The organism is Telluria sp. ZB4P36 (assembly GCF_059685865.1).
Genome location: NZ_JCASIE010000001.1, coordinates 539,510 through 563,139, shown reverse-complemented (window position 1 = coordinate 563,139; position 23,630 = coordinate 539,510). Strand labels below are relative to the sequence as shown.

General features: G+C 66.2%; 22 protein-coding genes. 9 read left to right on the top strand and 13 right to left on the bottom strand.

Annotated elements, in window-relative coordinates:
- Positions 1-35: 35 nt before the first annotated feature.
- From AC56LK_RS02585 to AC56LK_RS02575, 3 genes are read right to left on the bottom strand one after another with little or no spacing between them, the layout of a single operon-like run.
- On the bottom strand, positions 36-683 hold the full coding sequence (locus AC56LK_RS02585; RefSeq protein WP_497182993.1) for a response regulator: 648 nt from the start codon (positions 681-683) through the stop codon (positions 36-38).
- Entirely contained in the window at positions 676-2,130 is a 1,455-nt protein-coding gene (locus AC56LK_RS02580; protein ID WP_497182992.1) for a sensor histidine kinase, read from the bottom strand. Before AC56LK_RS02580 ends, AC56LK_RS02585 begins: the two co-directional genes overlap by 8 nt.
- Positions 2,127-2,300 (bottom strand): hypothetical protein, encoded by a 174-nt coding sequence (locus AC56LK_RS02575; RefSeq protein WP_497182991.1) that lies wholly within the window; start codon positions 2,298-2,300, stop codon positions 2,127-2,129. Before AC56LK_RS02575 ends, AC56LK_RS02580 begins: the two co-directional genes overlap by 4 nt.
- Positions 2,301-2,358: 58 nt before the next feature.
- Here AC56LK_RS02575 and greB point away from each other — a divergent pair, with 58 nt between their 5' ends.
- From greB to AC56LK_RS02560, 3 genes are all read left to right on the top strand, one after another.
- On the top strand, positions 2,359-2,928 hold the full coding sequence (greB, locus tag AC56LK_RS02570) for a transcription elongation factor GreB (RefSeq protein ID WP_497182990.1): 570 nt from the start codon (positions 2,359-2,361) through the stop codon (positions 2,926-2,928).
- A gap of 47 nt (positions 2,929-2,975) precedes the next feature.
- Positions 2,976-3,572, top strand: a complete 597-nt coding sequence (locus tag AC56LK_RS02565; RefSeq protein WP_497182989.1) for a biliverdin-producing heme oxygenase — start codon at positions 2,976-2,978, stop codon at positions 3,570-3,572.
- A gap of 101 nt (positions 3,573-3,673) precedes the next feature.
- Positions 3,674-4,099, top strand: coding sequence for a YciI family protein (locus AC56LK_RS02560; protein WP_497182988.1), 426 nt, complete (start codon positions 3,674-3,676; stop codon positions 4,097-4,099).
- A gap of 47 nt (positions 4,100-4,146) precedes the next feature.
- Here the strand turns inward: AC56LK_RS02560 and AC56LK_RS02555 are convergent, their stop codons facing one another.
- From AC56LK_RS02555 to AC56LK_RS02530, 6 genes are all read right to left on the bottom strand, one after another.
- Positions 4,147-4,533 carry a VOC family protein gene (locus AC56LK_RS02555; protein WP_497182987.1) on the bottom strand — a complete coding sequence of 129 codons (387 nt, stop codon included), beginning with the start codon at positions 4,531-4,533 and terminating at the stop codon, positions 4,147-4,149.
- 37 nt (positions 4,534-4,570) lie between these two features.
- On the bottom strand, positions 4,571-6,745 hold the full coding sequence (locus AC56LK_RS02550; RefSeq protein WP_497182986.1) for a tetratricopeptide repeat protein: 2,175 nt from the start codon (positions 6,743-6,745) through the stop codon (positions 4,571-4,573).
- Positions 6,746-6,890: 145 nt separating this feature from the next.
- Positions 6,891-9,134, bottom strand: a complete 2,244-nt coding sequence (locus AC56LK_RS02545) for a RelA/SpoT family protein (RefSeq protein WP_497182985.1) — start codon at positions 9,132-9,134, stop codon at positions 6,891-6,893.
- 77 nt (positions 9,135-9,211) lie between these two features.
- Positions 9,212-9,415, bottom strand: a complete 204-nt coding sequence (gene rpoZ, locus AC56LK_RS02540) for a DNA-directed RNA polymerase subunit omega (protein WP_056443456.1) — start codon at positions 9,413-9,415, stop codon at positions 9,212-9,214.
- A 51-nt stretch (positions 9,416-9,466) separates the two neighbouring features.
- Positions 9,467-10,111: a guanylate kinase gene (gene gmk / locus AC56LK_RS02535; protein WP_497182984.1), complete on the bottom strand. Its 645-nt coding sequence runs from the start codon at positions 10,109-10,111 to the stop codon at positions 9,467-9,469.
- A 149-nt stretch (positions 10,112-10,260) separates the two neighbouring features.
- Positions 10,261-11,148: a YicC/YloC family endoribonuclease gene (locus tag AC56LK_RS02530; protein WP_436104774.1), complete on the bottom strand. Its 888-nt coding sequence runs from the start codon at positions 11,146-11,148 to the stop codon at positions 10,261-10,263.
- A 94-nt stretch (positions 11,149-11,242) separates the two neighbouring features.
- Between AC56LK_RS02530 and AC56LK_RS02525 the strand changes: the two genes are divergently transcribed.
- The 5 genes from AC56LK_RS02525 (at position 11,243) to hemW (ending at position 15,842) form a co-directional block, all read left to right on the top strand.
- A complete protein-coding gene (locus AC56LK_RS02525) occupies positions 11,243-12,223 on the top strand; it encodes a serine/threonine protein kinase (protein WP_497182983.1) in 981 nt (326 codons plus the stop codon).
- Between the two features lie 8 nt (positions 12,224-12,231).
- Positions 12,232-13,170: a PP2C family protein-serine/threonine phosphatase gene (locus tag AC56LK_RS02520; protein WP_497182982.1), complete on the top strand. Its 939-nt coding sequence runs from the start codon at positions 12,232-12,234 to the stop codon at positions 13,168-13,170.
- 13 nt (positions 13,171-13,183) lie between these two features.
- Positions 13,184-13,918: a ribonuclease PH gene (gene rph, locus AC56LK_RS02515; RefSeq protein ID WP_497182981.1), complete on the top strand. Its 735-nt coding sequence runs from the start codon at positions 13,184-13,186 to the stop codon at positions 13,916-13,918.
- A gap of 92 nt (positions 13,919-14,010) precedes the next feature.
- Positions 14,011-14,598, top strand: a complete 588-nt coding sequence (gene rdgB / locus AC56LK_RS02510; protein ID WP_497182980.1) for an RdgB/HAM1 family non-canonical purine NTP pyrophosphatase — start codon at positions 14,011-14,013, stop codon at positions 14,596-14,598.
- The gene (gene hemW, locus AC56LK_RS02505) at positions 14,595-15,842 is read left to right on the top strand and encodes a radical SAM family heme chaperone HemW (RefSeq protein WP_497182979.1); all 1,248 of its coding nucleotides are present in this window, start codon (positions 14,595-14,597) and stop codon (positions 15,840-15,842) included. Before rdgB ends, hemW begins: the two co-directional genes overlap by 4 nt.
- A 3-nt stretch (positions 15,843-15,845) precedes the next feature.
- Here hemW and AC56LK_RS02500 read toward each other — a convergent pair whose 3' ends face one another.
- The 4 genes from AC56LK_RS02500 to AC56LK_RS02485 form a co-directional block, all read right to left on the bottom strand.
- Positions 15,846-16,847, bottom strand: coding sequence for a M28 family peptidase (locus AC56LK_RS02500; RefSeq protein ID WP_497182978.1), 1,002 nt, complete (start codon positions 16,845-16,847; stop codon positions 15,846-15,848).
- A 144-nt stretch (positions 16,848-16,991) separates the two neighbouring features.
- Entirely contained in the window at positions 16,992-18,416 is a 1,425-nt protein-coding gene (locus tag AC56LK_RS02495) for an efflux transporter outer membrane subunit (protein ID WP_497183041.1), read from the bottom strand.
- A gap of 8 nt (positions 18,417-18,424) precedes the next feature.
- Positions 18,425-21,583 carry an efflux RND transporter permease subunit gene (locus tag AC56LK_RS02490; protein ID WP_497182977.1) on the bottom strand — a complete coding sequence of 1,053 codons (3,159 nt, stop codon included), beginning with the start codon at positions 21,581-21,583 and terminating at the stop codon, positions 18,425-18,427.
- A 30-nt stretch (positions 21,584-21,613) separates the two neighbouring features.
- The gene (locus tag AC56LK_RS02485; RefSeq protein WP_497182976.1) at positions 21,614-22,834 is read right to left on the bottom strand and encodes an efflux RND transporter periplasmic adaptor subunit; all 1,221 of its coding nucleotides are present in this window, start codon (positions 22,832-22,834) and stop codon (positions 21,614-21,616) included.
- A 155-nt stretch (positions 22,835-22,989) separates the two neighbouring features.
- Between AC56LK_RS02485 and AC56LK_RS02480 the strand changes: the two genes are divergently transcribed.
- Entirely contained in the window at positions 22,990-23,610 is a 621-nt protein-coding gene (locus tag AC56LK_RS02480; protein WP_497182975.1) for a TetR family transcriptional regulator, read from the top strand.
- Positions 23,611-23,630 lie beyond the last annotated feature (20 nt).

Genomic DNA, 23,630 nt, shown 5'->3' with positions numbered 1-23,630 from the left:
AACAAAGTGTTTTAGTCCTGCGCCATACAACAATGTCACCCAACCAGCTGGTTGCGGATGGCGTAGTGCGTCAGTTCCGCACTGTTCTTCAGCTTCATCTTGGCCAGCAGCCGGGCGCGGTATTCGCTCACCGTCTTCACCGACAGCGACAGTTCGCGCGCGATGTCGCTGACCGTCATCCCGGAGGCGATCATGGTCAGGGTCTGGTACTCGCGGTCGGACAGCGTGTCGTGCAGGGGCGCCTCGTGGTCTTCGCCGACCTGGGCCGCCAGGGTCTGGGCCAGCGCGGCGCTGACGTATTTCTGGCCGGCGGCGACCTGGCGGATCGCCGTCACCAGCTCGCGCGGGGCGCTCTGCTTGGTCATGTAGCCGGCCGCGCCCGCCTTCAGCGAGCGGATCGCGTACTGGTCTTCGCGGTGCATCGACAGCATCAGCACCGCCAGTTCCGGCTTGTCCTTCTTGATCTGCTTGAGCACCTCGATGCCGTTGCGGTCGGGCAGGGAAATGTCGAGCAGCATCACGTGCGGCTTGGCCTTGCCGACCAGCTTGATGGCGTCGAGCCCGGTTTCGGCTTCGCCGGCGACGATGAGGTCGCGCTGCTCGGCCAGGATTTGCTTCAGGCCCTCGCGGACGATCGCATGGTCGTCGGCGATGAATACCCGGATTGTTGCCTTGTCACTCATTCTTGCCTGTGTCGGTTGATGCCAGCCTGGTCTTGATAGTCACCATCGTGCCACCTCCGGGCGCCGTCGACAAGGCCAGCGTTCCGCCGAGTGCCTTGGCCCGCTCGCTCATGCCGCGCAGGCCGAAGGAATGGGGCTTGAGGCGGTCGGCCGCCGCGATGCCGCGCCCGTTGTCGCAGATGCTCAGGGTCAGGTGGGCACGCTGGGGCCGCAGCGTCACCGTCACCCGGGTAGCGCCGGCGTGCTTGGCGATATTGGTCAGCGCTTCCTGGAAGATACGGAACAGGGCGGTGGCGTGGTCGTCGTCCAGCAGGATTTCCTTCTCGGGGCAGCGGAAGATGCAGGCGATGCCCATCTGCTTTTCGAATTCCCGGGCCTGCCATTCGAGTGCGGCCACGATGCCGAGGTCGAGCATGGTCGGGCGCAGGTCGAGCGAGATCCGGTGCACCGCCTCGATGGTGCGGTCGACCAGGTCGTCCACGTAGTTCGCCTTTTCCAGCAGGGCAGGCTGGTTGTCGGGCAGGCGCGCGCTCAGCATGGCCAGCGCCATCTTGATGGCCGTCAGGTTGCCGCCCAGGTCGTCGTGGATCTCGCGCGCGATGCGCGTCCTTTCCTGTTCCTTGACCTGCTCGATGTGGTCGGTCAGCTCGGCCAGGCGGGCGCGCGAGCGCACCACTTCCTGCTGCTCCTGCTTGCTGGCGCTGATGTTGGTCATGATGCCGTCCCACTGCACCGCGCCGCCTTCGACGAGGTACGGGGTGGCGCGCAGGTTGATCCACTTGACGTCTTTCCAGGCATCGATCCAGATCCGTCCTTCCCAGTTCCAGCCCGTCATGGCGGCGCGCGAAACCTGCATCGATTCCAGGTAGCCCTTGCGGTCTTCCGCCAGGATCAGGCGTTCGAACAGGGTGGCATCATGCTGCAGTTCCAGCACCGACAAGCCGAGCAGGGCCGAACAGCCCTCGCTCAGCCAGGGGAAGTCGATGCGCCCGTCGGGATACGACACGAACTGGAACACCAGGCCGGGCGTATTGCGCACGATGGCGTCGAAGCGCGCCTGCGACTGGGCCAGGGCCTGGGCGGCCGCCTGTTCCAGGCTCAGGTCGTCGGCGATGGCCAGCAGGAAGGCATGGCCGTCGCGCACGATGCGCAGGAAGCACAACCGGACCGGGTAGCTGCTGCCATCAAGGCGCCGCAGCTGCGTGCGCAGGCTGACCTGGGCGCCGATTTCCTCGCCCAGTCCTGCCAGCAGTCCGCCGAGCGCGGCGCAGTCGAGGGTGGGCGCGAGCGCATGGACGTCGAGCGCCTCCAGGGCGGCGGCATCCATGCCGAGATTCAGGCGCGCGGCCTGATTGGCGTCCACCACCTGCAGGGTGGCGGCGTCGAGCAGGTAGATTTCCGAGGCGGAGGCCTGCATTTCGGCGGCCAGGGCGGGCATGGGACTCATGGAAGTTCGGTCTCTGTCTTGTTCTGGCGGCGCGCCCTGGCGCGCGTCCTGAGTCGCCCCAGCACACGCAGCAGGTGGCCGGGTTGCTGCCGCAGGCGGCGCAGCAGCCCGCGCAGCGCGGCAAGGAGGGTGCTGGCGGACGGATGGGGCGGCGGGTTTGCTCGTCTCATGATGCGCATGATACGGCAAGCAATGCAATCGGGGCGCCGCTGCCGTTACAATGAGGCCATGAACAAGGCATTCGTAAAAGAGTCGGACAACGACGAAGACGACGCGGAGGCGTTGGCGCTGGCCCAGGCGATTCCCGCCGGGGCCAAGAACTACATCACCCCGGCCGGCTACAAGGCCATCAAGGACGAGCTGCTGCAGCTGATCGACGTCGACCGTCCCGAGGTGGTGAAAATCGTGCACTGGGCCGCCTCGAACGGCGACCGCTCCGAGAATGGCGACTATATCTACGGCAAGCGCCGCCTGCGCGAGATCGACCGCCGTATCCGCTTCCTCACCAAGCGCATGGATTCGGCCTTCGTGGTCGACCCCAGCGTGCATTACGGCAACGATCAGGTCTTCTTCGGCGCCACCGTCAGCTACCTCAACAAGGCGGGCGAGGAGCATACGGTCACCATCGTCGGCATCGACGAGCTCGACCCGCTGCGCGGCAAGATCAGCTGGGTCTCGCCGGTGGCACGCGCCCTGACCAAGGGGCGCGAGGGGGATGTCATCACGCTGCAGACCCCGCTTGGTACGGACGAGCTCGAGATCCTGTCGGTGGACTATCCCGAGCCCATCGCCGACTGAGCTCCCGGCGCTGGTAAGATGAGCGATTCGCCGCTTTCCCCGCCCCCATGAACCGTTCCAACGACGCCGCACGCGATACCGATGTACTGGCCGCGCTGCGGACTGCGACTGCCTCGCGCCACGAGCGGCTCGACAGCGGCTTGCCGCTGTCCGCCCCCCTTTCCAACCTCGACGATTACGCCGTGCACCTGTGCATGGTGCGCGACTGGCTGGCGCCGCTCGAGCGCTGGCTGGGCGGCTTCGCCGACGGGCCCCAGGCGGAGCCCACGCTGCCCCCGACTGCGCGCCTGACCGCGATCCAGGCCGACCTTGCCGAGCCCGGCATGCCGGAGGTCCCCCCATTGCGGCCGGCCACCGCCTGGCCGGTCGGCGCCGGCGCCGCCTGGCGCTGGGGCGTCGCCTATGTGATCGAAGGTTCGCAGCTCGGCGGCGCCGTCCTGTACGGCAAGCTGGCCGGGCCGCTGGGGCCGCATCCGCTGCGCTACCTGCGCGGCGAGGAGGGCGGCCCGGGCCCGCGCTGGCGCGCCTTCATGCAGGCGCTGCGCGCGCGCGTCACCAGCCCGCATGAGATCGCCGAAGCCTGCGCGGGCGCCTGCGCGGCCTTCGATGCCATCCTGGACCTTGCGCCACTGAAAAAAAATTAAAAAAGCCGGGCGGCGATGTCGATTCCGCGCCGCGCCGCTCGTCGTAGTGTCAAATGGTGGACAAATAACGCCATCTTCAACCACACCAAACGGAGGATACGATGCGATTCATGATTTTGCTGAAGGCGGACAAGCACAGCGAAGCTGGCGAAATGCCGGACGAGAAACTGCTCACGGACATGGGCAAGTTCAACGACGAACTGATCAAGGCCGGCGTGATGGTGTCGGGCGAAGGCCTGCATCCGTCCTCGCGTGGCGCGCGCGTGCACTTCGGCAAGGACGGCAAAGTGCGCGTGGTCGACGGCCCCTTCGCCGAGACCAAGGAATTGCTGGCCGGGTTCTGGATCTGGCAGGTGAAATCGAAGGAAGAAGCGATCGACTGGGTCAAGCGGGTGCCGATGCCGATGCTCGGCGGCGAAGCCGAGATCGAGATTCGCCAGATCTTCGACATGGAAGACTTCGGCGAGGCCATGACGCCCGAGCTGCGCGCGCAGGAAGAACGCCAGCGCGCCGCACTGGCCGGCTGAGCGGCGCTTACCGGTAAGCGGCGGGGATCGTCAGCCCGCCCGCGAACTTATTGCCCCGCGGGTGGCTCCCAGAGCTCGACCTTGTTGCCCTCGGGGTCGATGACCCAGCCGAACTTCCCGTACTCCGAATCGTCGGTCTGGTCCAGCACATGGCAGCCTTCGGCGCGCAGGGCCTGCAGCAGGGCGTGCAGGTCGGCGACCCGGTAGTTGATCATGAAGTTCGCCTTGCCGGGCGCGAAGTGCTCGCTGCCGGCCTGGCCGATCGACCAGACGGTCACGCCCCCGTCCGGCTTGCGCGCCTCGTCGCTCCAGGTGAAGGCCGCGCCGCCCCAGTCCAGCACGTCGACGCCGAGGTGGCGCGCGTACCAGGCGCGCAGGGCGACAGGGTCTTGCGCGTGGAAGAAGATGCCGCCGATGCCGGTAACCCGTTTCATGTCATGTCCGATCTGCACTTGATGAGGGATAGCAACATTACCACTGCTTGCCCGGCAGGTCGATAGCCGCCGCCGGCATGCCGGCGCACCATCGTTGCCACATCAGGCGAAACGCCTGTTCGAGACCGTCGGCAACCCGGTCGAAGGCGTCCGATCCCCACAGCCGCGAACTGCCGCGTAGCGATGAGCGCACCTGGGCCAGTGCCGGCAAGTCTTTGCTCAGCGCTATGCCTTTGCGGACGAAATCCTCCGTATCAGTCGCGATAAATTGCTGCAGGCCATGGTGTCCAAGCATGCAGGCCCCCTGTCGCCCGGCCATGGTCGCGCCTGCCAGCGTCAGCGTCGGCACACCCATGTGCAGTGCGTGCAGCGTCGTGGTGCCGCCTGTGTAGGGGAAGGTGTCGAGGCACACGTCGACCTCCTGATGCAGGGCCAGGTAATCGTCCAGGCCGGTGCGCGGGTGGAAGCGCGTGCGCTGGGGATCGATGCCTTCCTCCTGCAGCCAGGCCTGTAACTGTTCGCGGTCACGTCCTCCCGGAGGCATCGCGGCCAGGAGCAGGCGTGCATCCGGCAGGGCACGCAGGAGGCTGCCCCAGCGGGCGATGACGCGGCGGTTGATCTTGCTGAGCCGGTTGAAGCTGGCGAACGTCAGGTAGCCGTTCGCCAGCGCGGGCAAGGGCAGGAGCCCGGGCGCGTGCGCGGGCGGCTTGAACGCGATGGAAGTGGGCAGGCGCACCAGCTTTTCGGTGAACTGGTCGTCGAACTGACCATGCGGGAGCATGTGCGGGTCGCTCAGGCAATAATCCATCGCCGCCAGGCCGGTGGTGCCGGGGTAGCCGATCCAGGTCGCCTGCAGTGGCGCCGGCTTGCGCGCGAACATGGGCAGGCGGTTGTGGGCGGTATGGCCGGACAGGTCGATCAGGATGTCGATGCCGTCGGCACGGATCAGCGCGTCCAGCGCCGTGTCGTCGAACTCGGCGACGTCGCGCCATTGCGCCATCGTGCCCCGTAAGCGCGCCGTGACCTCGTCGTGGATCGGATAATTATAGTAAGCATGCAGCACCAGGCCGGGACGCCTTGCAAGGCACGCGAATACCGGCTCGACAAAGCTGGCGACCGCGTGGTTACGCAAATCCCCCGAAACGAAGCCGATCCGCAAGGGGCGTCCTGGCTCCGGTGTATTGTCCCATGCAAGCGGCTGCGGCAGGTATGCTTCCAGCCGCAGGCCGAACTGGCGGTGTTCGTCGAACAGCGCGCCGGGCGCGATGCTATCCATGTGACTCATACAGAACAGCATGTTGCTGCGCGCATCGCTGTGGTCGGGGCACACCTGCAGCGCGCGGCGATAGGTATCGATCGCCTCGTCAGGGCGGCCCAGGCTTTCCAGGATGACCGCAAGCGTATTCAGGGCTTCGGCATGGCCCGGATCGAGACGCACGGCAGCGGCTGCACTCGCGTGGGCCTCGCTCAGGCGCCCCACTTCCATCAGTGCCGACGCCATGTTGCTGAGCGCGTGAGGGTTGTCCGGCTGCATGGCGAGCGACTGTTCGAGAACCTGCAGGGCCTCGGCATGCCGGCCGGTGTCCTTCAGCACTACGCCCAGGTTGCAGAGCGATTCCGCATCGTCGGGGCCGAACGCCACCGCTTTTTCCATTGCCGCCATGGCCTGGATCGGCTTGCGGTTCTTGTGGAGGATGGCGCCCAGCAGCTTCCAGCCGAACGCATGCTGGGGGAAGCGGTCGCTCAAGCCACGCGCCGCCTGAGCGGCCGCTTCCATGTTTCCTTGTGCGAAGAGGGCGGCGGCGGCGTCGATCTCCTGCGCTTCCGGCGCGGCGTTTGCGCTCAGCTGCTGTTCGAAGGCGTCGAGCTCCGGCCCCTGCAGCCCTTGGCTGCGGCCGAGCGCGATCAGTTCGCGGGCGGTGGCGAACTGGCGTGCCGCCATCAGCGCGTCCAGGTAAACCAGCCAATAGGCCGCTTCTTCTGGCGCGGCCTGCAGGGCATTGGCGAAATGCGGGATTGCCGCGCCCGGATCGCCGGCCCCGCGTTCGAGCAGGCCCAGCCCGACATGGGCTTCGGCACGGTCGGGCTGGAGCTGCAGGACCGCACGATACAGTTCGCCAGCCTGGTCGTGCCGGCCGGCATCGGTCTCGCGCAGCGCGGCCTGCAGCGCTGCATTGGCGAGCTTCTGGATTTCGTCGTTGGACGCTGACATCGGTGGTTCCTGCGCGGAGGCTGTGGAATACGTATTATCCCTCAGTTGCTGGGCAGGAGCGGCGGCCGGGCTGTCGCAGGTGGTGGGGACCTTCAGGCTGGAGCGCGCCCCACGTGGCCCTGGCTCTCGGCTGAGCCTGCTGGCGTCAGGAGCGCTCGCGCTCGACCCGGTTGACGCCCGCCACCCGCCGCAGGTTGCGGATCAGCTGCGCCAGGTGCACCCGGTCCTTCACCTGGATGGTGAAGCGCAGCTGCGTCATCACGTGTTCGTCGTCCTCGTCCATGCCGACATAGGTGATGTTGGCGTCGGACTCGCCGATCTCGGCCGCGACGCGCGCCAGGATGCCCTTTTCATTATTGATGAGCAGGCGGATGCGGCAATCGAAGCGGCGGTTGAGTTCCTCGCCCCATTGCACGGCGATCCAGCGGTCGGGTTCCTTGGCGCGGATCCGCGTCGCCGGCAGGCAGTCCTTGGTATGCACCACCAGGCCCTGGTCGCGGCGCAGCTGGCCGACGATCTGGTCGCCCGGGATCGGCAGGCAGCAGGGCGCCAGCTGGACCGACACGCCTTCGCTGCCGTAGATCGTGACCGGATCGATGTCGCTGGCCGGGACCGGCAGGCTGGATGGCTTGTGCTCGGGGTCGGCGTCCATCAGGCCGAAGATGTGGCGCGCCACCAGCTGCGGCATGCGCTTGCCGATGCCGATGTCGGCATACAGCTCTTCCATCGACTTGGCCGAGGATTCGGCCAGCAGCTTTTCGATCGTGGCCGGCGGCAGGTCAGGGCTGAGGTTGCGGGCGGCGAGGGCGCCGGCCAGCAGTTCCTGGCCCAGCTCGACCGACTCGTTGACGTTCACCGTGCGCAGGTAGTGGCGGATCGCCGAACGCGCCTTGCCGGTGCGGACATAACTCAGCCAGGTCGGGCTCGGGCGCGATTCCGGGTCGGTGACGATCTCGACGATGTCGCCGTTGTGCAGTTCGTTGCGCAGCTGCGCCGGCTCGTTGTTGATCTTGACCGAGACCGTGTGGTCGCCGATGCCGGTGTGGATCGAGTAGGCGAAGTCGAGCGCCGTGGCGCCGCGCGGCAGCGCGATGATCTTCGACTTCGGCGTGAACACGTAGACCGAATCCGGGAACAGGTCGACCTTGACGTGCTCGAGGAATTCGGCCGAGTCGCCGGTCTGCTGCTGGATGTCGAGCAGCGACTGCAGCCAGGCGTGGGTGCGCTGCTGCAGGTCCGACATGTTCGAATCGCCGGTCTTGTACAGCCAGTGCGCCGCCACGCCGCTCTCGGCGGTGCGGTGCATGTCCTGGGTGCGGATCTGGAATTCGACCGGGGTGCCGTAGGGGCCGATCAGGGTCGTGTGCAGCGACTGGTAGCCGTTGATCTTGCGGATCGCGATGTAGTCCTTGAACTTGCCGGGCATCGGCTTGTACAGGGCGTGCAGGGTGCCGAGCGCCACGTAGCAGTTCGGGACCGTGTCGACCACCACGCGGAAGCCGTACACGTCAAGCACCTGCGAGAACGACAGGTGCTTGTTGCGCATCTTCTTGTAGATGCCGTACAGGGTCTTTTCGCGGCCGTAGACTTCGGCCTCGATGCCGGCGCCGGCGAGTGTGTTCTTGACTGACTCGAGGATCTTCTTGACCACTTCGCGGCGGTTGCCGCGCGCCGCCTTGATGGCCTTGGCCAGCGTGGACCAGCGAAGCGGGTAGAGATGGGCAAAGGACAGGTCCTGCAGCTCGCGGTAGATGTCGTTCAGGCCGAGGCGGTGCGCGATCGGCACGTAGACTTCCATGGTCTCGCGCGAGATGCGGCGGCGCTTGGCCGGCACCATCACGCCCATGGTCCGCATATTGTGCAGGCGGTCGGCGAGCTTGATCAGGATCACGCGCACGTCCGAGGCCATGGCCAGCAGCATCTTGCGGAAGTTCTCGGCCTGGGCTTCGATCTGGCTCTGGAACTCGATCTTCTCGAGCTTGGACAGGCCGTCGACCATGTTGGCGACCTGGGCGCCGAAGCGCTCGATCAGCTCGTCCTTCTTGACGTCCTGGTCTTCGATCACGTCGTGCAGCAGCGCGGCCATGATGGCCTGGGCATCGAGCTTCCACTCGGCGCAGATCTCGGCGACGGCGATCGGATGGGAGATGTAGGGCTCGCCCGACTTGCGGACCTGGCCGAGGTGCATCTCGTCGGAGAAGCGGTAGGCTTCCTTGACCTTTTTCAGCTCGGCGGGGGTGAGGTAGTCGGACAGCTTGTTGATCAGCTGCGTAACCGAAGCAACGCCCGGGGCGGGCGCCGGTGCCTCGGCGTCTTGCGGTTTGCCCGGGCGCTTGCCGCGGGCGGGGGGCGTGTCTGGATGGGTCGAATCCGGGGAAGACAGTTTCATGCGTTCTATCGATCAGCCAGTGTAGGCACAGAATAACAGAATATCGATATACCTAAATCCGCCCACCCCACGGGCTCTTACATCGGCACCTTTTTCAGCATCTCGAGGCCGACCTTGCCGGCGGCGATTTCGCGCAGCGCGACGACGGTCGGCTTGTCCTTGGCTTCGACCTTCGGGGTGTGGCCCTGCAGCAGCTGGCGTGCGCGATAGGTCGCGGCCAGGGTCAGCTGGAAGCGGTTCGGGATGTTCTTGAGGCAATCTTCGATGGTAATACGGGCCATGGTCACTCCTGAATAGACAATGTGCGGCAAGCCATTTACGGCGCCGCGCTCTTACGATGGTTGATGCGCGTGGATTCCCAGCTGGGCAAACAAGTCGGCGTTGCGGGCCGCCTGCTGGGCGAAACGGCAACGTGTCGCTTTGACAATCGCCTGCAGTTCCGCGAGGGCGACGTTGAACTCTTCGTTGATGATAGCATATTCGAACTCCGGAGCGTGAGCGATCTCCCCCCCGGCGGCCAGCAGGCGGCGGGTGATGATATGGGGCTCGTCGGTGCCGCGTTTGTGCAGGCGCTCCTCCAGGGCTTCGATCGACGGCGGCAGAATGAAGATGCCGGCCGCGTCGGGGAACTGCTTCTTCACCTGGCGCGCGCCCTGCCAGTCGATTTCCAGCAGGATGTCGGTGCCGTTCTTCATTTCCTGTTCCACGGTCAGGCGGCTGGTGCCGTAGTAATTGCCGTGGACTTCCGCCCATTCCATGAATTCGCCCCGGTCGGCGCGCGAGACGAAGTCTTCCGCCGACGTGAAGTGGTACTCGCGGCCGTCCTGCTCGCCCGGACGCGGCGGACGCGTGGTGGTCGAGATCGACAGCTTGATGCCCGGTTCCAGCTTCAGCAGGGCGTTGACCAGGGTCGATTTACCGGCGCCGGACGGGGCGGCGACGACGAACAGGCTGCCGGAGAGGGCGGGAGTGAGCATGATGTGGTTCCTTGTTTGGTACGTAGTGTTCATCATAAGTTTGAACGCGCGGGCGGGGAACCCGCCCGCCCTGCGTAAGGTGGGCGGGTCTCCCGCCCGCGCGTTCAAATCACCGTCGCGCTGTTGCGCAACGACAACATACAAATTATTTATTCGAGGTTCTGAACCTGCTCGCGCATCTGCTCGATCAGCAGCTTCAGCTCCATCGACGCATCGGCCAGCTCCTTGACCGAGGCCTTGGCGCCCAGCGTATTCGCCTCGCGGTTCAGTTCCTGCATCATGAAGTCGAGGCGCTTGCCGACCTGGCCGCCCTTCTTGAGGATGTGGCGGGTTTCGTTCAGGTGGGCCGACAGGCGCGACAGCTCTTCCGAGACGTCGATGCGGATGCCGTACAGCGTCACTTCCTGGCGGATGCGCTCCAGTACTTCCTGGCGGCTCAGCACCGACGGGTTGCCGTGGCCGGCCAGGCCCAGCGCGTCCTGCATGCGCTCGACTGCTTTCTGCTGGAACTGCGAGATTACCTGCGGGATCAGCGGCGTGATGCGCTTGACGATCGCTTCCATTGAATCGATGCGCGACAGCAACATCGCCTCGAGCGCCGCGCCTTCGCGCTTGCGGCTGTCGACGAAAGCGGCGACGGTGGTCGCGGTGAGGGCGGCGACGTCAAGCTGCAGGGATTCCTGGCCGACCGTCGATTCCTCGATGACGCCGGGCCAGCGCAGCAGCTCGGCCACCGTCATCTGCGGCGCCGCGGCGAAGTGCTTGGTCACTTCGGCCTGCAGGCGCGCGAGGTCGGACAGCAATTCCTGGTTGAGTGCCTGCGAGCCGCCGGCAGCCTTGCGGCCGAAGGACAAGCGCACTTCAACCTTTCCGCGCGTGATCGCGGCCATGATGGCGGAGCGCAGGTCGGGTTCGAGCGCGCGCAGGTCGTCATTGATGCGGAACTGGAGGTCGAGGAAGCGCGAATTGACGCTCTTGATCTCGATCGTGAGGGTGCCGGCAGCGCCTTCGCTGGTGGCCACCGCATAACCTGTCATGCTTGAAATGCTCAATGAAATCCCCGTTTTTTTATTCTTTACAAAGGCGACATTTATCCCACACAATCGTTGTGTTAAGCAAGGATTCTCCTGAATGGCCGCACAGAATAACGCCCCCCTGCCGGATGGCCTGGAAATTGCCGGATATCGCATTGTAAAGAAAATTGCGTCCGGTGGGTTCAGTATTGTTTATCTGGCATATGACGCCGAAGGCAATGCGGTCGCCATCAAGGAATACCTGCCCAGCCAGCTCGCCTTGCGCGCGCCCGGCGAGCTGATACCCGTGGTTTCCAAGCCCAACCTACCGGTCTTCCGCATCGGCCTGAAGTGCTTCTTCGAAGAGGGGCGGGCGCTGGCGCGCATCGTCCATCCGAACGTGGTGCGGGTGGTGAACTTCTTCCGTGCCCACGAGACGGTCTACATGGTGATGGCCTACGAGTCCGGCCACACCTTGCAGGACCATATCGCGCGCCTGCATGCGAGGGGCAGCCGCATGGGCGAAGCCTCGATCCGCCAGCTGTTCAAGGGCGTGTGCGCCGGCGTGCGCGAAGTCCACGCCAACAAGCTGCTGCACCTGGACCTGAAGCCGGCCAACATCTACCTGCGCAGCGACGGCTCGCCGCTGCTGCTCGACTTCGGCGCGGCGCGCCAGACCATCAACATCGATGCGCCGATGCTGGCGCCGATGTACACGCCCGGTTTCGCGGCGCCCGAGCTGTACAGCAAGGCGGCGGCACTCGGACCCTGGACCGACATCTACAGCATCGGCGCGGCCATGTACGCCTGCATGACGCGCTCGATGCCGCAGCCGGTGGAAGCACGCAAGATCGAGGACAAGACCGAGGCCGCGCTGGCCACGCTGGCGGGCAGCTATTCGCCCGAGCTGATCGACATGGTCCGCTCCTGCATGGCGCTCGATCCGCTGGCGCGCCTGCAGAGCGTGTTCTCGATGCAGAAGGTGCTGCAGGCCGCGCCCTCGATCGCGCCGCAGGCCGAGGAAGAAGAATCCGAAGCGCCGGCCGCCGGCTGGCGCGGCCTGGCAGGGCGCCTCGGATTCGGGCGCAAGGCGAGCTAGGAGAGAACATGCAGTTTTCCGTCTATCAGCAAACCCACATCGGTGGGCGCAAGGTCAACCAGGACCGCATGGGCTACAGCTTCACGCGCGACGCGCTGCTGCTGGTGCTGGCCGACGGCATGGGCGGCCACCTGGCCGGCGAGGTCGCCGCCACCATCACGCTGCAAACGATGTCGATGATGTTCCGCATGCAGGCCAAGCCCTACGTGAAGAAGCCCGAGCGCTTCCTGGAAGAGGCCCTGAACCAGGCCCACTGGGATATCCTCGCCTACGCCGAAGCCAACAAGCTGCCCGAGACGCCGCGCACCACCGTGGTGGCCTGCCTGGTCCAGCACAACTGCGCCGTATGGGCGCACTGCGGCGATTCGCGCCTGTACTGGGTGCGCCGCAACCAGGTGCTGGCGCGCACGCGCGACCACTCGCACCTCGAATACCTGATCGACCGCGGCAAGGCCAGCGAGGCCGACCGCAATACCCACCCGGACCGCAACAAGCTGTGGAACTGCCTCGGCGCCAACCAGGCGCCGAAAGTCGAGCTGTCGCGCCAGGCCAGCCTGGAGCCGGGGGACACGCTGCTGCTGTGTTCGGATGGCCTGTGGGGCATGCTGCCCGAGACCGAGATCGTGCACCGATTGTCCACCTCGACCATCGTGCAGGCCGTGCCCGACATGGTGGCGATGGCGGCCGCGATCGGCGGCGCGCGCGCGGACAACACGACCGCGCTGGCGATCACCTGGCAGGGCGCGGAGGCGAAGGGCAGCCTGGGGCCGGACGTGATCTCGACCCAGATGCTGCCCGAGGACGAGGTCAGCTCGACGATCACCGCCGGCCAGCCCTTGCCCTCGGGTGCCGCCGACGTTGCAGATGCGTTCGACGAAGACGAGATCGAAAAGGCGATTGCCGAGATCCGCGAAGCGATCGAAAAATCTTCCCAATTACTCAAATAAGAAAAGGCTTCCCATGACGTTTGCACAACGCCCGAGCGGGCGCGCGGTCGACCAGCTGCGCGCCATCCGCATCACCCGCCAGTACACCCGGCATGCCGAGGGATCGGTGCTGATCGAATGCGGCGACACCAAGGTGATCTGCACCGCCAGCATCGAAGAGAAGGTGCCGGGCTTCCTGAAGGGCAAAGGGCAGGGCTGGCTGACGGCCGAATACGGCATGCTGCCGCGTTCGACCCACACCCGCATGGACCGCGAGGCCGCGCGCGGCAAGCAGACCGGCCGCACCCAGGAAATCCAGCGCCTGATCGGCCGCTCCCTGCGCGCCGCCTTCGACCTGGAAGCCTTCGGCGAGCGCACCCTGCACCTGGACTGCGACGTCATCCAGGCCGACGGCGGCACCCGCACCGCCTCGATCACGGGCGCCATGGTGGCGGCCTACGACGCGTTCAGCGTGCTGGTGGGGCAGGGGCTGCTGGCGGCGGTGCCGGTGAAGCACTTCGTGGCGGCGATCTCGGTGGGCGTGTACAAGGGCACGCCGGTGCTGGACCTGGATTACGTCGAGGATTCGGATTGCGATACCGACATGAATATCGTGATGACGGACCAGGGGCATTTCATCGAGGTGCAAGGGACGGCTGAAGGGGCGGCCTTCGATCGCGTCGGGATGAACCGGCTGCTGGATCTGGGGCAGTTGGGGATTACGGAGTTGATTCGTTTGCAGAAGCAGTCGCTGGGACTGATTGGCTGATTCGGCATGCTTAATCCGCACCGCAGCCACAAAGCGTCCTTTAGCCCAACGCGCTAAAATACCACCCCTCCGCGCCACCGCACCCCATCGCCATGACCCAACGCCTGATCCTCGCCTCCAATAACGCCGGCAAACTGAAGGAATTCGCCCAACTGCTGGAACCCATCGGGTTCGCGCTGCACCCGCAAGGCGAATTCAATGTCCCGGAAGCGGAAGAGCCCTTCGGCACCTTCGTGGAAAACGCCCTGGCCAAGGCCCGCCACGCGTCGCGCCTGACCGGCCTGCCGGCCCTGGCCGACGACTCCGGGGTCTGCGTCAACGCACTGGGCGGCGCACCGGGCGTCTACTCGGCCCGCTACGCCGGCGAACCGAAATCCGACGCCCGCAATAACGAAAAACTGGTCGCCGACCTGGCCCGGCACGCCGACAAGTCGGCCTACTACTATTGCGTGCTGGTCTACGTGCGCCATGCCGATGACCCGCAGCCCGTGATCGCCGACGGCCAGTGGCATGGCGAGATCATCGACACGCCGCGCGGCGCCAACGGCTTCGGCTACGACCCGCACTTCCTGATCCCTTCGCTCGGCAAGACCACCGCCGAACTCGAGCCAAGTGTGAAGAATGCCCACTCGCACCGTGGCCAGGCCCTGCGCGCCCTCGTGGAAAAACTGTCCAAATGATTCCGATTAAAGTCGCCGGCCCAAGTCATGGCACAAGCGCGGGCGAACCGCGTTCACCCGCCGCGACGGCCCTGCAATACCTGCAGCCGGGCGCGCTGAACCTGACAGCCCTGCCGCCGCTGTCGCTCTACATCCACTTCCCCTGGTGCGTGCGCAAGTGCCCGTATTGCGACTTCAATTCGCACGAGGCCAAGGGCGAGCTGCCGGAGAAGGACTACCTGGACGCCGTGCGCCTCGACCTGGAGCAGTCGCTGCCGATGATCTGGGGCCGCAAGATCCACACCGTCTTCATCGGCGGCGGCACGCCGAGCCTGATGTCGGCCGCCGGCCTCGATCGCCTGCTGTCCGACGTGCGCACCCTGCTGCCGCTCGAGATCGGGGCCGAGATCACCATGGAAGCCAATCCAGGCACCTTCGAAGCCGAGCGCTTCAAGGCCTACCGCGACAGCGGCGTGAACCGCCTGTCGATCGGGACCCAGAGCTTCAACGGCGCCCACCTCAAGGCCCTGGGCCGCATCCACGACGAAGCCGAGGCCCTGCGCGCGGTGGAAATCGCCTGTTCGACCTTCGATAATTTCAACCTCGACCTCATGTTCGCGCTGCCGTCGCAGACGCTCGACGAAGCGCGCCGCGACCTCGCGACTGCGCTGTCCTTCGCCCCGCCGCACCTGTCGATGTACCACCTGACGATGGAACCGAACACGGTGTTCGCCAAGTATCCGCCGGCGCTGCCGGACGACGACCTGAGCGCCGACATCCAGGACATGATCCTCGAAGCCACGGCCGCCGCCGGCTACCGGCACTACGAGGTCTCGGCCTATGCCAGGGAAGGCCGCCAGGCGCAGCACAACCTGAACTACTGGCAGTTCGGCGACTACCTGGGTATCGGCGCCGGCGCCCATTCGAAGATTTCGTTCCCGCACCGCGTGCTGCGCCAGGCGCGCTACAAGCAGCCGGGCTCCTTCATCGACGCCGCCAAGCGCGGCAACCCGGTGCAGGAAGAGCACGAGATCGCGCGCGCCGACATGGGCTTCGAGTTCATGCTCAATGCCCTGCGCCTGGTCGACGGCTTCGATCCGAACCTGTTCGGCGAGCGCACCGGCATGAACATCAGCGCCATCAGCAAGGCGCTCAACGAGGCGGAAAGCAAGGGCCTGCTCTACCGCGACCACAAGCTGATCAAGCCGACCGAGCTCGGCCAGCGCTTCCTCAATGATCTGCAGGAGATGTTCCTGGCGGGGTAAGGTTCAGGTGCGTACTGCACCCGCCAGCGATTCGATGGTGCGCGCCAGTCCCTTGACCACGCGCGCCATGCCCGTGTAGTCGAGCTTGTCCGGCGTATCCTCCGCCGTGTGGTAGTAGGGGTAGCGCAGGAAGGCGGTGTCGGTGATCATCAGGGCAGGGTAGCCGTGCCGGTTGTAGGAGGCATGGTCCGACAAGGTCACGCCCATCACGTGGGCCGGCGCCGCCAGGCCCTCGGCCGGGAAGTCCGACTGCGCCCGGAACGCCCCCAGCGCCTGGCGCACCAGCGCCGACGATTCGAGCGTGCCCACGAAGGCGATGAAGTTGCCGGTGCTCGGATACTGCTTCTCCAGCCCCGGCGGCAGCTTCCGGCTGTTCTGCGCCTGCGAGTACCAGCCGACCGTTTCCAGGATCAGGGCCCCTTCCACGTTCTGCCCGTTTTTCTTCAGCTCGCGGGCGTGCTGCATGCTGCCCATCTCTTCGCCCATGAAGAATGGCGGCTCCTCGTTGACGAAGAAGACGAACTTGATTTCGGTGCCGCGGCTCGGCTGCATGGCCTTGAGCAGGCGCGCCAGCTCCAGCACGGCGGCGGTGCCGCTGCCGCCGTCGTTGCCACTGAGGTTCGCGCCCGGGGCGCCGCCCGCGGAATCGTAATGGGCGCCGACGATGAAGATGCGTTCCGGCTTGCTGCCCGGCGCCGTGTTCGCAATCGAGACTTCGATGTTGCGCACCTTCTGGCCGCCGGCCTGGTATTCCTGGCGGCGCAGGCGGTAGCCATAGCCTTGCAGCGTGCTCTCGATGTGCCGTGCGGCCTGCTCCTGCGCGCGCGGGGTCGCGGTGTTGTGCTCCTGGCTGGCGATCGCCGTGACGTGCGCGCGCAGGCGGGCGGACAGGTCGGGGCCGGAAGCGGACGGGGCGGAATCGGTTTCCAGGGTCAGCGTCGCCAGCGCGACCGCAAGCAGGATCGCGATGAGGATTTTCCAGTGTGAGCGGGCGAATTTGCGCATGGCAGTCGGGCAGCGAGCCCCCAAGCGTTCATGCGTCCAGTGTAGCGAGCTTGTGAAACCTGCATCATTTCAATTCCGCGTTTCAATTCGACAGCGCAAAAAAATCGGGCCGCGAAGGGCCCGATGTCATGGACAAGCAGCAGCTCAGCGCGCCGCCACCGGCGTGCCCGGCTCGGTCCAGCCGCCGCCCAGCACGCTGTACAGCGTCACCTGGTTCTGCAGGCGCTGCAGGTTGGCCTGCACCGCCGCCTGCTGCGCCTGGAACAGCGCGCGCTGGGCGTCGAGCAGCTCGAGGTAGCTGGCCGCGCCGTTACGGTAGCGCAGGTCGGCCAGGTTGAAGCGGTCGGCCTCGGCCTCGGCCACCGCGCGCTGGGCGCGCAGCTGCTCGCTGAAGGTCGATTGCCCGGCCAGCGCGTCCGCCACTTCGCGGAACGCGGTCTGGATCGAGCGCTCGTACTGCGCCACCGCGACGTCGCGCTGGGCGCGGGCAGAGCCCAGCACGGCGGTATTGCGGCCGTAGTCGAAGATCGGCAGGATCGCCTGCGGCGCGAAGGTCCAGCCGTAAGTGCCGCTCTTGAACAGGCCGGACAGCTCGGTGCTGGCGCTGCCCACGCTGCCCGTCAGCGTAATGCGCGGGAAGAAGTTGGCACGCGCCGCGCCGATGTTGGCGTTGGCCGCGATCAGCTGCTGCTCGGCCGCGCGGATATCCGGGCGGCTGGCCAGCAGGCTTGATGGCAGGCCGGCCGGCAGGTCGGGCAGCTCGGTGGTCGCCAGGGTGGTGCCGCTCGGTACCGGTTCCACCGGGGTGCCGACCAGCAGCGTGAGCAGGTTGAGGTCCTGCGCGCGCTGGCGCTGCTGCGCCGCGAGCGTGGCCAGTGCGGTTTCCACCAGCGAGCGCGCCTGCTGCAGTTCGAAGCGCGAGGCTACGCCGTTGTCGAAGCGCAGCTGGGTCAGGCGCAGCGATTCCTGGCGCGTGCCCAGGGTCTGCTGGGTGATCGCCAGCAGCTCTTCGTCGGCCAGCAGCTGCAGGTAGACGCTGGCCACCGAGGAGACCAGGCTGATCTGCGCCGACTTGCGCGCTTCTTCGGTGGCCAGGTACTGGGCCAGCGCAGCCTGCGACAGGTTGCGCACGCGCCCGAACAGGTCGAGCTCGAAGCTTGATACCGAGAAGCCCGACTGGTACAGGCTCGAGATCGGCTCGTCTTCGCCGGTGGTCTGGCGCTGGCCGCTGATGCCTACGCCGACGGTCGGCAGGCGGTCGGCGCGGCTGATGCGGTACTGCGCACGGGCCTGCTCGATGTTGGCGATTGCGACGCGCAGGTCGCGGTTGTTGCTCAGCGCCTGCTCGATCAGGCCGCGCAGGCGCGCGTCCGGGAAGAAGCGCTGCCAGGCGATCATGGCCGGCGCCTCGCTCGCCAGCTGGGCGGCCGGCGCGCTGGCGGGCTTCGCCAGTTCAGGGAAGGCCCCGGCCACCGGCGCCGCCGGACGCTCGTACTTCGGCGCCAGCGACATGCAGCCTGCCAGCGTCATAGCCAGAGCGAGCGGAGTCAAGCGGGTCATTTTTTTCATCATGTCGATCATATTTTTTCCTGGACTGCGCTTGCAGCGTCTTCCTCATGCGCGTACTTCTTGCGCTGGCGTTCGCTGCCCTTGAAGATCTTGCGGACCACGACGAAGAACAGCGGCACGAACAGCACGCCCAGCGTCGAAGCCGTAATCATACCGCCCATCACGCCGGTACCGATCGCGCGCTGCGATGCCGAGCCGGCGCCGCCCGCGATCACCAGCGGCAGCACGCCGAGGATGAAGGCCAGCGAGGTCATGATGATCGGGCGGAAGCGCAGGTGCGCCGCCTCGATCGCCGCTTCCATCGGCGACTTGCCCTGCGCCTGCAGGTCCTTCGCGAACTCGATGATCAGCACCGCGTTCTTCGCCGCCAGGCCGATGATGGTCACCAGGCCGATCTTGAAGTACACGTCGTTCGGGTAGCCCCGCATCATGGCTGCCAGCACGGCGCCCAGGATACCGAAAGGCACCACCAGCAGCACCGACACCGGGATCGACCAGCTTTCATACAGCGCGGCCAGGGCCAGGAAGATCGCCAGCAGCGAGAAGGCCATCAGGATGCCCATGGTGCCGCCCGAGAGCTGTTCCTCGCGCGACTGGCCGGTCCACTCGAAGGCGAAGCCCGGCGGCAGCTTGGCTGCCAGGCGCTCCATCTCGGCCAGCGCGTCGCCGGTCGAATAGCCCGGCTTGGCGTCGCCCGAGATGCTCATTGCCGGATAGCCGTTGTAGCGCAGGGTCTGCATCGGACCGGTCACCCAGCGCGTGGTCGCGAACGAGGACAGCGGCACCGGCTGGCCCTGGACGTTCATGGCGTTCAGGCGCAGCAGGTCGTCCGGCTGCATGCGGGCGCTGGCATCGGCCTGCACCACGACGCGCTGCAGGCGGCCGGCGTTCGGGAAGTCGTTCACGTACGAGGAACCGAGCGAGGTCGAGATCGCGGTGTTGATCGCATCGAAGCTCACGCCCAGGGCCTGGGCCTTGTCGCGGTCGATGTCGAGCATGACCTGGGGCGCGTCTTCCAGGCCTTCCGGGCGCACGCCGGCCAGGATCGGGCTCTGCGCCGCCATGCCGAGCAGCTGGTTGCGGGCTGCCAGCAGGGCGTTGTGGCCGTTGCCGCCGCGGTCCTGCAGGCGGAAGCTGAAGCCGGTGCCGCGGCCCAGTTCCGGGATCGGCGGCGGCGACAGCGCGAAGATGAAGGCGTCGCGCACACCGGACAGGCCGCCGATGATGCGGCCGGCCACGGCCTGGGCGCTCGAATTCTCGCCCTTGCGCTCGTCCCAGTCCTTCAGCGGGATGAAGGCCAGCGCCATGTTCTGGCCCGCGCCCGAGAACGAGAAGCCCAGCACGCTGACCATGTTGGCCACTTCCGGCTGCTTCATGATGAAGGCCTCGGCGGTACGCATCACCTCGTTGGTGCGTTCGAGCGTGGCGCCCGGCGGCAGCTGGATGTTGGCGATCACGTAGCCCTGGTCTTCGTTCGGCAGGAAGGAGTTCGGCATGCGGGTGAAGAACAGCGTCACCAGGCCGATCACCAGCGCGAAGGCGAGCAGCGCGCGGCCCGAGTTGCGGATCAGCTTGCCGACCCAGCCCTCATACCCCTTGGCGGTCCTGGCGAAGCGGCGGTTGAACCAGCCGAAGAAACCCTTCTTCTCGTGATGGTGGCCGGCTTCGACAGGTTTGAGCAGGTGCGCGCACAGGGCCGGGGTCAGGGACAGCGCCAGGAAGGCCGAGAAGGCGATCGAGGAGACCATGACCACCGAGAACTGGCGGTAGATGTTGCCCACCGCGCCGCCGAAGAAGGCGAGCGGCACGAACACCGACATCAGGACCACGGTCACGCCGACGATGGCGCCCGAGATCTGGCCCATGGCCTTGCGGGTCGCGGCCAGCGGGCTCAGACCCTCTTCGCTCATGATGCGCTCGACGTTCTCGACGACCACGATGGCGTCGTCGACCACGATACCGATCACCAGCACCATGCCGAACATGGTCAGCACGTTGATCGAGTAGCCCAGCGCCAGCAGGGTGCCGAGGGAACCGAGCAGGGCGACCGGAACCACGATGGTCGGGATGATCGTATAGCGGAAGTTCTGCAGGAACAGGTACATCACCAGGAACACCAGCACGATCGCTTCGACCAGGGTATGCAGTACCTGCTCGATCGAGATGTCGATGAACTTCGAGCTGTCGAAAGGCACGGTGGCCTTCATCCCGGCCGGGAAGAACTTCGACAGTTCATCCATGCGCTCGCGCACCAGGCGCGCGGTTTCCAGCGCGTTGCCGCTCGGGGCCAGCTGCACGCCGATGCCGGTGGACGGCTTGCCGTTCAGGCGCGCCGAGGTGCCATAGGCCTGGCCGCCGATTTCGATGCGGGCCACGTCCTTCAGGCGCACGGTCGAACCGTCCGGATTCGCGCGCAGCACGATGTTGCCGAACTGTTCGACGGTGGAGAGCTGGCCGGTCACGACCACGGTCGCGGTGATTTCCTGGCCGCGTGCCAGCGGCAGTTCGCCGATGGTGCCGGAGGCCACCTGGGCATTCTGGCTGCGGATCGCGTTGTTGACGTCGGCCGGCGACAGGCGGAAGCCCACCAGCTTGGCCGGGTCGATCCAGACGCGCATGGCGCGCTCGGTACCGAACAGCTGCGCGGTACCGACGCCCTTGATACGCTGGATCTCGGGCAGCACCGTGCGCGAGGCGTAATCGCCCAGCGCGATCGGGTCCCACTTCGGATCGTCGGACGAGAGGATGGTAAACAGCAGGAAGTTCGCGCGCACCTTGTCGACGCGCACGCCCTGCTGGTTCACCGCCGCCGGCAGGCGCGGGGCCGCGCGCGACAGGCGGTTCTGGACGTCCACCTGGGCCAGCTCCGGATTGGTGCCGGTTTCAAAGGTCAGGGTGATCGAGCCGCTGCCGTTGGCGGTGCTGCTCGATTCCATGTAGACGAGGCCCGGCGAACCGTTCATCTCGCGTTCGATGACGGAGATGACCGAGTCTTCCAGGGTCTGGGCCGACGCGCCCGGATAGGCGGCATTGATCACGATCGATGGCGGGGCCACGTTCGGATACTGGGCGATCGGCAGCTGGGTGATCGAGACCGCGCCGATCACCATGATGAACAGCGCGATCACCCAGGCGAAAATAGGGCGGTCAATAAAGAAACGTGCCATGAATTAGTCCTGTTCTTGTCCTGCGGCGGCTCAGTTGCGCGCCGAGGCGGTGGCCGGAGCCGGCGCCGCGCCAGGCGCCGCGGCGGTGGCAGCATGCCACGGCACGACCTTGACCGGGGTACCCGGCGGCAGCATCTGCAGCTTCTGGAAGCCGTCGACCATCACGCGTTCGCCTTCCTTCAGGCCTTCGGTGACGATCCAGTTGGCGCCCTGCTGCGAGCCGATCTTGACGGTGCGCGGCGTCGGTTTGTTGTCCGGGCCGACGACCATCAGGGTATCGCCCTGCGGGCCGCCGCGGGTGACGGCCTGCTGCGGCACCACGATGCCGTTCGGGAGCTGGGCCTGGGCCAGGCGCACGCGCACGTACTGGCCCGGCAGCAGGGCGTTGTCCGGGTTCGGTACCTGCGCACGCAGGGTGACCTGGCCGGTGCTCGGGTCGACGGTGACGTCCGAGAACAGCAGGCGCCCCTTGGTAGCCAGCTCGGTGCCGTCGTCCAGCACCACCGTCACCGGTGCATCTTTGGCGTTACCGCCGCCGGCCTGCTTGCGCAGGCGCTGCAGCTCGGTGGCCGACTGGGTGATGTTCAGGTACATCGGATTGGTCTGCTGGATCAGCGCCATTTCGGTCGCCTGGGTCGCCGAGACGAGGGCGCCTTCGGTCACCAGCGAGCGGCCGATGCGGCCCGAGATCGGGGCGTACACGTTGGCGTAGCCCGCGTTGATCTGGGCGATGCGCACCTGGGCCCTGGCGGCCGCAACGGCCGCTTCCGCCTGCTTCTGGGCGGCCACGGCGTTGGTGTATTCCTGCTTGCTGATGGCATTGGCCTCGACCAGTGGCTTGTAGCGCTCGGCCTGGGCGGCGGCCTGGTTCAGGGTTGCCTGGGCGCTGCCGACGTCGGCCTGGGCCGCGGCGAGGCGTGCCTGGTAGGGAGCCGGATCGATCTGGTACAGGGACTGGCCTTGCTTGACTTCGCTGCCTTCAGTGAACAGGCGCTTGAGCACCACGCCGTCCACGCGCGCGCGGACCTGGGAAGTGCGGACCGGCTCGGCACGCGCCGGCAGTTCGGTCAGCAGCGACACCGGCTCGTACTTGGTGGTGACGACGCCGACTTCCGGCGCCGGCATGCCGCCGCCTGGGCCAGCGGCGGCCGGGGCGGCGTCATTCTTGCCGCAGCCCGACAGCAGGGCGATGGCCACCAGCGTGCCTGCGGCGATGCGGGTCAGGGTCAGGGAGGAGTGGTCTGAGCGCATTACGTATGCTTCCTTCTCATTGTTGTTTCGATATCCGGCGTCAGATACTTCGATGACGCACGAATTGTTACTGGCTTTCGGGGACAGTTTTATATACTATCACGGCTGTATGTTTATTGCTGGAGAGCCCCAACAAATTTAAGGGCAATGAAAAAATGGCACGTAAAACCAAGGCGGAGGCTGCGGCGACCCGCGACAGCATCCTTGACGCTGCAGAAAAATTGTTCGCTGAACAAGGCGTATCAAGAACAACTTTACAACATATTGCGAGCGCTGCGGGAGTGACGCGGGGCGCGATTTATTGGCATTTCCTCGACAAGGGCGCGCTGTTCAACGCCATGTTCGACCGCGCCAAGATGCCGATGGACGAGGCCATGCAGCAGCTCGACGAGCAGCGCGACGTCAGGGATCCGCTGCAATGCCTGCGCGACGACATGATGACGGTGCTGCGCATCGTGGTGGAAGACGAGAAGGCGCGCCGCGTGTTCGAGATCGCCACCCTGAAGACGGAATTCATCGACGAGGTGGATTCGGTACGCGCGCGCCGCCGCGAGTCGATCGGCCTGTGGCAGGACCGCATGGAAGCGCACCTGAAGCAGGCGCAGGAGAAGGGCATGCTGCGCCCGGGCGTCACCACCCTGGCCGCCGCGCAGGGTGGCTGGATCATGGTCGATGGCCTGATCCGCAACTGGATCTTCGAGCCGGCCTGGTTCGACCTGCAGGAGCTCGGCGGGACGGTGATCGATACCTACCTGAACGGCCTGCGGGCGATGTAAAAAACGCGCCGGAGGCGCGT